Origin of the sequence: Bartonella sp. CL70QHWL (genome assembly GCF_042194855.1) — a bacterium.
In the GTDB taxonomy this organism is placed as follows: Bacteria; Pseudomonadota; Alphaproteobacteria; order Rhizobiales; family Rhizobiaceae; genus Bartonella.
Window position 1 is genome coordinate 56,595 of sequence record NZ_JBHINJ010000012.1, and the last position, 11,943, is coordinate 68,537.

The following is an 11,943-nucleotide window of genomic DNA, read 5'->3' on the forward strand; positions in this document are numbered from 1 at the left end:
AAGAAAAAACTCACATGCAAAAAATATATCTTTTTGAAAGCCTTCTTCTTTAAAGAGGACGAACCTAGACACTTGGTTTGAAAATCCTTCTACACACATTGAGATCAATTAAAAAATAACCATATACTTAGAAACTATAGCGTACACCTATAATTCCCTGAAGGGACTGTTTTGTTTTACGCCCTTTAATATAATGGGCCTCACCATATAACTTTAACTTCTCACTCACTAAACTGCTTAAACCTATTCCTAATTTACCTGCATTCCCTGATAAGTCCGTGGTAAAGGAATGCCGTTGATTAATTAACGTTTGATTGTCATCTTTATTCTCACGCAACCATGCTGCTGTAATATACGCAAGCGATGAGGAATCCATGTGAAAACCAAATTCATATCCTAAAGATAAACCAACCTCACTGCGTAATGAAGTGAATGGACGCATGTCACCTGTCATGTCATTCGATAACTTGATTTCTTTACCTTCAACTTGCAACCATGTAAATTGTCCATAAGGCTGCAACCAACTGTTCTTTGACGTCTGAAGTCGATAACCTGCTTCAAAGGAGGCGCCCACCGCCCATTGCCTATAACTTCCTTCAATCCCTAAACCATTCGTTGAAACTGCCTTTAGAGTATTTTGATAATGATTGTATTTTAAAATACCATCGAGATACCATCCACTATGATCCAAATAAGTGACATAAGCGCCAATACCATAAGTATTGATACCACTGATACCCCCCCGTGCATGCGCAACACGGACACGATCATAACTGCCAAAACCACCTATATAAAATTCTCCATTTTCCCACTCGCTTAAACCATTGATCCCTAAAACAATACCTGTCTGATCTAACTTAAAATCTATATGCTCTGTCGCAATACTCTCTTTAGATTTAATCGCATAGGTCCATAAAGCTGCATTCTTTTTACTTTTATCTAGAATTCCTCTTCCCGCACGCACTGTTTGCATTTCGTTGTGAAACACCATCGCTGGAGCTACAGACATAGACAATACCGCATCTGTAGAGGGCGTGGTCAAAAAGTGAGAAACTGAAAGCGTCTCACTCAATTGTGGAGAAGGCTGTTCTTTATGAACTGGACGCAAAATCATTTGATCGGCTAAAGATTGTGAAGATTCTGAAACAACAGCCTGTTGCTCTTCATCAGAAAAATGAAGAGGACTCGCTAGAGGAAACACCAGACGATTCTGATTTTCTTGAGAGGGAGATACAGAAACACTAGAGACATTCTGCGCTTCTCTTAAATGACGTGGAGGACGTGGTTTAGCTGGTTGTTTTTTAGTAGGTTTACGAGAACCGGTATTTTTTCCTCTAGAAGAAGCACCTTGATCAGATAATGCAAGAGGAATCTTCGTTTTCTTGTTTACACACTGTGTTTCAGTACTCGAACGTGTCGTACCTTCAGAGGCAGAACTTAAATACCAAATTGTAGAATAACCACTAGAATCAGCACATCTTTCTCTCTTTCGTAAAACATACTGATAGGCTCCACCATCAACAGCTGTAATATAATTACCCGAAAGATCTTCCAGAGTAAAATTAGCGCCTCCTAATTTATCAGTAACTAAATTAATCTCTGTAGCCCAACCATTTTTCTGAGAGATAGGACCTGTAATTTCACGACCAGAATCTGCAACGCTTATTTTGTGATTACCCGAACCTTCATCAATCGACAAGTAATCACTTGCATCCCCCGTAGCACTAATATTGAATCGAAAATGCAAACTTCCTGAAAGTTTCTCAACATGAAGTGAAATATGTTGTGGATCATACGGTATAGAAGTAAAAATAATAGTCCCATCCTGCCCCCCTAAATCTTCAATTTCAATCTGAGGTTTTTCTCCTATATTCCGTTCACCAACCTCAAATATTGTTTCTTCAACTCTGTCCTTTATAGGAATTTTTTTCTTAGTCGTATGATTTGTCCTATCACCAGCGAATAAATAAAGTTCTCCGTGATCATTGACAATTACTTCTCCAACGACATCTTTTATACCAACATGGAACCACGACTTAGCAGAGTTGTTAACAGTCAGACCATCCACAAACCCTTCAGGATATACAACTTGAATAGCATGATCTTTCAAATTAGTAGCAAAAGATTCTCCTAACGCTAAGACGTGCTGTCTCCCATTTCCAGAGACCTCAGCATACATTGATTTTCCCCCCTCTTTTCTTTCTCCTGCATAAAGGTTTTGTTCTCCGTTATCTACCACTTTCGTATTCCAAACCCACGCTCCATCATACACATTCTGCTGTCCCACTGCTCCACTGCCACCAGAAACTGTGGATTTATATGCACTACTTTTTCTCTCCACGCTTATAAGATCAAGACCTTTTTCTTCATGAATAAACTGCTTACCTCCAAGGATTTTAGCATCTATTGCATTTCCTCCACGCGTAACTATTTGCATCCCTCCTTTTTCAATAGTGGATCCCATGGAAGTTTTTCCATTTTCAACAATTTCAACACCACCACCTTCGATCTTAACATTATTGTTGAAAAGGGTTGTAATCAGTGCTGAACCTTTTGGTACCTTCCCTCCACTTTCCACATTTTCTAATCTTTTTAACTCTTCATTCCTGTTTTCAACTGCACTTGCAACTTGTACAAGACAACTACTGATCATCAATACTGAAAAACTCAACTTATGTTTATACTGCATTATCGACACTCCACTCTCAATTATTTAGAAAAATATCCCACGGCTACGTAGGTAACTCGTCTTAGATTGTATCGTAATGTGTTTTATTTATGTTTAAAAACACTTTTTAAGTGTATTTTTTAATATAAACAACTTTAAGTTGTGTTTCTATAAAAGCCACTAGAAAGTTCTAACTTACGGCTGAAAATCTTAATAAAATTCAAATTGTTTACTTGAGTTCAAGGAACAATTTTCAATATTTGAAGTTAGATGAACAAAATGCTCGTGCCTAACGAGGTCACGTCCTTCACGGAACACAAAACGCCATTGGATTGTACATTCACGCGCTTGTTTTAAAGAGACATCTCTCAACGCACCCGAACCCATTTCGCGACGTCATCCCATGAATGGTATACCGGTAAAGCCATTGCGTCCCCAATCTTTACGCTTATGAAGAAGCGAGCCGATATCATCATACACTTTGCCATCCTAATGTTGTGACAGCCCTTGACACTAGAGAAGATTCATAAGAAACATTTTTACTCTTTTCTTATATAGTTTTTATCCACATGTTCATCCCACTTGTGATGTGCCAAGCGAATAATTTTGATTGATTCAACATAAACAGATTTGGAATGAGAGAATCCTATGATACTCGAGACTCTCATTCAACATGCATAGAAATGAATTATTATTATAAATTCAGTATGTTGCCTTTAAAAAAGAGAGTATAAAGACATTCCTACTATTTGAGAAAGTCCCTATACTCTCGAAAAGACATAGCCGAGCGTTATCTGTTTAAGCTTGCAAAACAATTACATTTGTAAAATTAATCAGCCGTGTACACACATATTTAGAAACTATAGCGTAATCCTAAAATACCTTGAAGAGCATTCTTAATCTTATGTCCTTTTAGATAATGTGCTTCCGCATAAAGTGTTAGTTTATCATTGACCGTACCGTTTAAACCAATTCCCAATTTACCCGCACTGCCTGATAAATCTGTAATAAATTTATACTGCTTATTAATTGTCGTATAATTATTATTTATATTCTCACGCAACCAAGCTGCCATAATGTAAGCTGTTAATGAAGTTTCTGAATTCACAAAAAATTCATGTCCTGCAGTCAATCCAACTTCACTGCGGAATGAATTTAATGGGCTTAGATCACCTATCATTTCATTGGAAAGTTTTATTCTTTTACCTTCAACCTGCAAACCTGTTAGCTTGATATAAGGCTGCATCCAAGTATTCTGTGCCGGTTCAAAATAACAGCCAATCTCAAATGATCCACCTATCGCCCACTGATTGTAATGACTTTGAATAGCTAAACCATTCGTTGATATGGCTTTTAAATTATCTCGGTAATAATTATATTTCAAAACACCATCCATATACCATCCACGATGATCAAAATAAGTTGCGTAAGTTCCAATGCTATAAGAGCTCAAATCACTATCACCACCTCGTGCATGAGAAACACGTGCTTGATCATAACTCCCAAAACCACCAACATACAACTCTCCATGCCTTAATTCACTCAACTGATCAGCACCAACAACTAAACCTGTCTGCCCAAGCTTAAAGTGTGTATGGCCTGTCGCAACACGTTCTCTGCTCTTAATCCCATAAGTCCATAGTTCGATATCTTTCTTATTTCTGTCCCAAATTTTTCTACCATTCCGTACAACTTGCAACTCATTATTAAAAATAAGTCCAGGGACTACGGACAACGTTAACACTGCATCTGTAGAGGGGGTTGTTGATGTTTCACCAGGAAAAAAAGGATCTGTCGGATCTGGCATAGAAGGCTCTGGTCCACTGAGGCGGTCTGCCGATAAAAACCAAACTTTCCCATTTTCATCCTTTCTTTCTTTCAAATCATACATATAAGTTCCACCATCAATGGCGTTAATTTTTTCACCCTTAAGATCTGTCAGCGTAAAATGCGCACCACCACTTTGATCCGTAATTAAATCACGCTTATTTGAAAAAGGATCCGTGATTTCAACTCCAGAATCAGCAACACTTATTGTATGTTTCCCAGCGCCTTTCTCAACCAAGAGATAATCACCACGGTTATGGGCAATCGTAGTATTGAACGCGAAATGTAAATTTCCTGAAAGATTATTCACATGAAGCTGAGAATAATATGGATCAGAACCTGTAAACGAAAAAATAACACTCCCTTCACCACTTAATTTTTGTATCAAAGAACTTTTTCCATCAAACTCATCAGTAACAGAGTACAGTTTTGTATCTTTTCCATTTAAAATAATATCTTCTACTGTGGTGCGTTGTTGATCATTCCCAGCATAAAGATGGATCTGCCCAGAATGGTTTACCTGTGTCTTGCCTTCTAATGTTGCTCCAGCATGCACCCATGATTTTGTTTGATCATTCATTGTTAGATTCTTTACAGATCCATCAGTATATATTTCCTGAATAGCACTCTCATTTAAAGTGACTCCAATAGCCTGACCGCCTTTTAAGATACGTTGTTTACCACCACCAAAAACTTCTGTGTCAAATGCAAAACCACCATTTTTTGCACTTTGAGACTTTTTTCCAACCTCTTGGACACCCCCTCGCATAACTTTCGTATTCCAAACTTTTCCGCCATCATATACTTTTTGTTGGCCTAGTGTTTCATCTTGACCATAAATGACAGTATGAGAAGCACTACTCCCTTTAATCTCTCCTCCAATATCCCCCTCGCCGAAAACAAGCTGCTCACCACCATAAATTTTAGTCCCTTCTACTTTTCCTCCATTTCCAACACTTTGGTGTCCGCCTTCTTCAACAACAGCATTTTTCGAAAAACCTTGTTTTCCCTTCAAAGCCTGAACATTTTCAATTCCACCATGTTCAATTTTACTATTCTCACTGAGTCCTCCTGCATACACATAAAGCTCTGCACCATTCCTTACAGTGTTATTAATGGATCGCCCTGGACTATCAATCTCACCATCATTTGAAATGTATGCTTTACCTTCATTATCAAGGATATAATTTTCTAAAATTGCCCCATCTTTAATGGAGATAAGTTCAGGCTTTTTAAGAAACGCAGTATTTTGTTCTTGTGCATTATATCCAGCATTGTCACGATGACTACTGTCAAGTTCCTGTTGACTCGCAAACACTCTAGCACCCTTATCCATGATAAAATCGCTAGGCTTTTTCAAAAAGTCTAATTCATTGCGCGTTCTTACCATGGCATCATTAGAGGCTCCAAGTATGCATCTGCCTGTTTTCATATCCTCATTGTATTGATCTTGAAATACTTTATCATTTTCATAACTTGAAGATTGACAAAAAAGTGCTGTTCCCCCCTCATTTGCAGCAGCAGCTTGCACAAAACAGCTGCTCAACATGAGTATCCAACAATGTCGTTTCCATTTATATTGTAGAGCCATATCCTCCCCCCTTCACGCCTGCATAGACACTAAACGTAATTAGCTCTACAAAATATATTTTCAACCTTAGATTGCAACAATCCTTCTTAAAAATCCTCCTTATCTCATAAAAAACCGTTCTTTATAGTTTTTAAATACTTTTTTGATCAAGAATATAAGAGCGCTCTTATAGTGCTTCTTTAGCATTTTCTCGGAGTTTTCTTATCAAAGATAAAAAGTAATGTATAATCAAGTATATAAGGGTATACAGTTTATCATGAACAACGAAGCTGCGTGCTCTGAAAAATTGTTCTCTGAACCTTTAATTAAAGACCTTTAAAAACAATCATATATTTAAAGATAACTAAAAAATAACCATATATTTAGAAACTATAGCGTACACCTATAATTCCCTGAAGGGACTGTTTTGTTTTACGCCCTTTAATATAATGGGCCTCACCATATAACTTTAACTTCTCACTCACTAAACTGCTTAAACCTATTCCTAATTTACCTGCATTCCCTGATAAGTCCGTGGTAAAGGAATGCCGTTGATTAATTAACGTTTGATTGTCATCTTTATTCTCACGCAACCATGCTGCTGTAATATACGCAAGCGATGAGGAATCCATGTGAAAACCAAATTCATATCCTAAAGATAAACCAACCTCACTGCGTAATGAAGTGAATGGACGCATGTCACCTGTCATGTCATTCGATAACTTGATTTCTTTACCTTCAACTTGCAACCATGTAAATTGTCCATAAGGCTGCAACCAACTGTTCTTTGACGTCTGAAGTCGATAACCTGCTTCAAAGGAGGCGCCCACCGCCCATTGCCTATAACTTCCTTCAATCCCTAAACCATTCGTTGAAACTGCCTTTAGAGTATTTTGATAATGATTGTATTTTAAAATACCATCGAGATACCATCCACTATGATCCAAATAAGTGACATAAGCGCCAATACCATAAGTATTGATACCACTGATACCCCCCCGTGCATGCGCAACACGGACACGATCATAACTGCCAAAACCACCTATATAAAATTCTCCATTTTCCCACTCGCTTAAACCATTGATCCCTAAAACAATACCTGTCTGATCTAACTTAAAATCTATATGCTCTGTCGCAATACTCTCTTTAGATTTAATCGCATAGGTCCATAAAGCTGCATTCTTTTTACTTTTATCTAGAATTCCTCTTCCCGCACGCACTGTTTGCATTTCGTTGTGAAACACCATCGCTGGAGCTACAGACATAGACAATACCGCATCTGTAGAGGGCGTGGTCAAAAAGTGAGAAACTGAAAGCGTCTCACTCAATTGTGGAGAAGGCTGTTCTTTATGAACTGGACGCACAATCATCTGATCGGCTAAAGAGTGAGAAGATTCTGAAACAGCAGTTTGTTGCTCTTCAGCAGAAAGAGGATGAGAACTCGCTGGACCTGAGACTTCAATAACGTGACTTCCAAGAGAGGAAACAGTTGGAGAAACAAAAGCTGGAGATCTTTGACTCAAGTTTTGGCGTTTTTTTCTTCGACGTGGCAATTTAATAGCATGCTCTTGTGATGCTGCAATCGTTGAAAGAGAAGAAACTGATTGATTTTGATTTAAATGCCGCACAGATCTGCTTCTACTACGTGGTAAACTGTTGAGAAATGAAACATTATCAATAAATACTGCAGATAAATACCAAACTTTTTCACCCCCATCCTCATCAATTCTCTGTTTTAAACCATACGTATAGGTTCCGCCATCAATAGTTTTAACATTTGCACCAGAAAAGCTTCTCAAGGTAAAATGTGCGCCACCACTTTGATCAAAAATTAAATCAAGTTCTGTTGAAGAGGGATCAACAATTTCAATACCGGAATCTAAAATACTTATTGTGTGAGAACCACTCCCATTCTTGATAAAGAGATAATCACCTTTTTCTTCTGCAAGGCTAACATTAAAGTTAAAATGTAGACTCCCTGCTAGATTATCAATGTAAAGCTGAGAGTAATATAAATCATCTTCAAAAGAGGTAAAAATGACTTTTCCTACACCGCTTAACTGCTGAATGCGTGTACTTTTGTCGTCAAACCCACGAGCAACGGAGTATAATTGAGCGTCTTCTCCATTTAATTCAATGTTTTCTACTATAGTTTGTTGACCATCGTCTCCAGCATCAAGATGGAGCCCACCAAAATCCTGAACTTTTATTTCTCCTCCTAATATTGCACCAGGAGAAATCCATGAATTAGCATTACCTTCAATCGTTAGATTCTTTACAATTCCACCTGCATAGACTTCTTGAACACCACCAGTGCGTAAAATGACTGTATTTGCTTCACCTCCTGCTAAAACACGCTGCACACCCTCTGAAAAGATTTCAGCATTTACAGCTAAACCGCCGGCTTTTTCTGCAAAGTTATCATCATTAGGAAACCACTTAGCAAGAGTTTGTACTCCTCCACTCATCACTTTTGTTCCCACAGCCATCCCATCATCATATACATTCTGCTGTCCCAGCGTATCACCTTGACCATAAAGTGTCGTGTTATAAGCACTGCTCCCCACAATTCCACCATTTACATAACCATTTCCGAAAACAAGCTGCTCCCCACCATAAATTTCAGCTCTCAATGCGGTTCCTCCTCCCTCCACTCTTTGTTTTCCACCCTCGTAAATAATCGTAAATTCTGAGATCCCCTGTTCCCCTACAATCTCTGAACCACCATTTTCAATTGTTGTATTCTTACTAAAACCACCAGTCTCAACATAGAGTGTTGCAGTTTCTGGAACCGTATTATTAATGGATAATTTAAAATCATCCGCTTCTCCATCACCAGCAATATAAACTATGCTATTGTCATCAAGTACGGAGCTTTGCAAAATTTTTTCACGTGTACCAGTAATGAAATCCTCTGCATAAAAACTGAAATCACCTTTATAAGAATTGGTTATAGAATCTTCCAAAGGAGAACCATACTTTTCTTGCTCAAAAGATTCAGCTATAGGCAACTTCGTATGAGAGGGAGGAAAGATCGGAGTAGAAATTTTTCCGATGTAGATGGTGTCGATAAAGACCAAATCTTTCCACCGTTATGATCTCTTTTCTTAAGAGCGTACATGTAGACTCCATTGTCAACAGTAGCTATTTCTTCACCCCAAAATCTATCAGAGTAAAATGTGCATTTCCGCTTTGAACATGAATTAAATCAAGCTCCAAAATTAAATTCTGATTTTGTAGAAGAGAATCGGTCATTTCAACACCAGAATCGATAACGCTTATGGTGTGATGACCTGCTCCTCTTTTTATCAGAAGATAATCACCGCGCTGTTCTACAAAATTAGTATTAAACCTAAAATGTAAATTACCTGAAAGATTACCGACCTCAAGTTTAGAGTAATGTGGATTAAACACGGTAGAAGTAAAAATAACACGACCATTCCCACTCAGATTCTCAATCAAAGAACTTTCACCATCTATATTAGAGGCAATCGCATACAATTTTGTATCTCTGCCATTTAAGACAATTTTTTCTACTTCAGTACGAGATCGCTCAGCACCAGCATAAAGATAAATCCGTCCAGAATCATGAATCATAGTGCTTCCTTCTAATGTTGCACCAAAATGTAACCACGATTGTGCTTGATCTCTAATTATTAAATCCTTTACATAGCCTCCTAAATCTATTGCTTGGAAAGCATTCCCTTGTAAAAGAACGCCAATCGCGATTCCCCCCGCTAAAATGTGTTGCTCTCCACCAGAAAAGACCTTCGTATCAAATGCAAAACTGCTATAATCGTTTAGATCCTCTTCTACATAAAGATTTTGTATCCCTCCTTCCATGATCTTTGTGTTAAAAAACCTCTCCATAATCGTACAATACATTGATTTATAATGATAATTCACTGTTTTGTATGTTGAATGAGAGTCTCGAATAACGTAGGATTCTCTCATTTCAAATCTGTTTATGTTGAATCAATCAAAACCACTCATTTGTACATAACAAGTGGGATGAGTGTGTGGATAAAATTTGTATAAGAAAGGACTAAAAATGGCTCTTATGAACCGTCTTAATGCAAGGGCTGTCGCAACACCCACGAGCTGGCAAATATAATGATGGTGCCGGCTTGTTACTTCATAAGCGTAAAGATGGAGGTGCTCAATGGATTTACCGTTTTACCATTCATGGGCGGCGCCGTGAAATGGGCTTGGGTGCTTTAAGAGATGTTTCTTTAAAACAAGCCCGTGAATGTGCAATGCAATGGCGTGCTGTTTTACGTGAAGGGCGTGACCCTATTAAAGAACGCGATAAACAAAAGCGTGAGGCAATAAGCAATCTCCATTACTTAAAAGATATTGCTTTAGATACTTTTGAAAGTCGGAAATCTGAGTTAAAAGGCGATGGTAAAGATGGGAATTGGTTTGCACCTTTACGCCTACATATTCTCCCTAAATTAGGCTGTCTGCCTGTTTCTGAGATTACACAAACAGAGATACGCAATGTTCTTGCCCCTATTTGGCATTCAAAAGCTGGAACAGCTAATAGAGCTCTTACCCGTCTTAATCTTTGTCTCAAACATGCGGCTGCCTTGGGTTTGAATGTTGATTTACAAGCAACAGAAAAAGCACGCGCGCTCTTAGGTAAACAACGTCATAAAACACAAAATTTACCAGCCATGGATTGGAGAGATGTGCCTACTTTTTATAAAACACTTTGCGAAGCATCAACCTTAACACAATTGGCTTTGCGTTTGCTTATTCTGACAGGGGTTCGTACCAATCCTTTGTGTCATATTCATAAAGACCAAGTTGATGGCGATATCTGGACTATCCCTGCTGAAAATATGAAAGGTTTGCGTGATGCTACAACAGAATTTCGTGTGCCCTTATCATCAGAGGCATTAGAAATCTTAAAACAAGCGCGCTTGTTCTCTCGCAATGATTTCTTTTTTTCTGCTAGAGGTCGTGGTCCCCTCGCTGAGAAATGTATGGCTACGTATATGAGAAAAAATAAAATTGAAGCCTGCCCCCATGGATTTCGCTCTAGTTTACGCAATTGGCTCGCTGAAACAACCGATGCTCCCTATGAAGTCGCTGAAACTATTCTAAGTCATACAGTAGGAGGACAAGTAGAGCGTGCCTATCGTCGTACTGACTATCTAGAACAACGCCGGATCTATATGGATAAATGGGCGGCTTATGTCACAGGTCAATCTTAAGATATGGAGTGCATAACCCCATGATCTGTGGATAACTTTCTCTCTCTTCTCTCTCATTCTTTCTCAATAAGAGTCATAAATTATCACATCAAAAATTGTATGATAAAATATTGTTTTCTATAAATAAAACATCTTTCTAAATGAACAAAAATGTGGTTAATAAATAGTTATGATTTGTTACCATTTTTTGATAGAAAGGATTTTAGTATGACAGAAAATGATATTCTTTTAACAGACCGTGAAAGTGCAAAATTGCTTCATATGAGTGTTTCAATATTCCGCCGTCATGTAACCAATGGCTCTCTCCCAAAACCTTTAAAATTTGGTTTTTTATCGCGTTGGTTACAATCGGATCTTTTGAATGTCATCGAGCAAGCAAAACAGCAACGTTATAACGACGCAGCATAAAAAAAAACCTTGTCACGTAAGGACGGACAAGGCTTTCTCAAACTCATCACCCTAGAGAGTGCACAATCCGTCCTGTGACGCAACGTTATAGGATTTACAATGATGTGTTCTTTTAAGAATGCGCAAGGTATCACACGTGCTGTGCCGCGGGGTTTGGCATGGGCGTTATGGAACAGCCCGTTGCCCTGCTCATGATGATAGGCTACCTAGCTTATCCCTTGCCAATGGACATGATGGGCGTCTCTTAATCT

The 11,943-nt window shown here is 38.3% G+C and carries 5 protein-coding genes and 3 pseudogenes; 3 read left to right on the forward strand and 5 right to left on the reverse strand.

Annotated features, from left to right (window positions below; translation table 11 throughout):
* Positions 1-127: 127 nt before the first annotated feature.
* From bafA (ACFIJZ_RS06710) to ACFIJZ_RS10200, 5 genes and pseudogenes are all read right to left on the reverse strand, one after another.
* Positions 128-2,689 (reverse strand): BafA family autotransporter, encoded by a 2,562-nt coding sequence (gene bafA / locus ACFIJZ_RS06710; RefSeq protein WP_375631371.1) that lies wholly within the window; start codon positions 2,687-2,689, stop codon positions 128-130.
* Between the two features lie 258 nt (positions 2,690-2,947).
* Positions 2,948-3,182, reverse strand: a pseudogene (locus ACFIJZ_RS06715) (integrase arm-type DNA-binding domain-containing protein); the annotation flags it as partial.
* Positions 3,183-3,521: 339 nt separating this feature from the next.
* Positions 3,522-6,086, reverse strand: a complete 2,565-nt coding sequence (bafA, locus tag ACFIJZ_RS06720; protein WP_375631372.1) for a BafA family autotransporter — start codon at positions 6,084-6,086, stop codon at positions 3,522-3,524.
* Positions 6,087-6,448: 362 nt separating this feature from the next.
* Positions 6,449-9,145 (reverse strand): BafA family autotransporter, encoded by a 2,697-nt coding sequence (gene bafA, locus ACFIJZ_RS06725; protein WP_404977321.1) that lies wholly within the window; start codon positions 9,143-9,145, stop codon positions 6,449-6,451.
* Between the two features lie 64 nt (positions 9,146-9,209).
* A complete protein-coding gene (locus ACFIJZ_RS10200) occupies positions 9,210-10,019 on the reverse strand; it encodes a pertactin-like passenger domain-containing protein (RefSeq protein WP_375663011.1) in 810 nt (269 codons plus the stop codon).
* 97 nt (positions 10,020-10,116) lie between these two features.
* Here ACFIJZ_RS10200 and ACFIJZ_RS06730 point away from each other — a divergent pair.
* The 3 genes and pseudogenes from ACFIJZ_RS06730 to ACFIJZ_RS06740 all read left to right on the forward strand — a co-directional run.
* A pseudogene (locus ACFIJZ_RS06730) lies at positions 10,117-11,284 on the forward strand (tyrosine-type recombinase/integrase).
* A gap of 207 nt (positions 11,285-11,491) precedes the next feature.
* Complete coding sequence (locus ACFIJZ_RS06735; RefSeq protein WP_375631373.1) at positions 11,492-11,692, forward strand: helix-turn-helix transcriptional regulator; 201 nt, start codon at positions 11,492-11,494, stop codon at positions 11,690-11,692.
* Between the two features lie 99 nt (positions 11,693-11,791).
* A pseudogene (locus ACFIJZ_RS06740) lies at positions 11,792-11,943 on the forward strand (virulence-associated protein E); the annotation flags it as partial.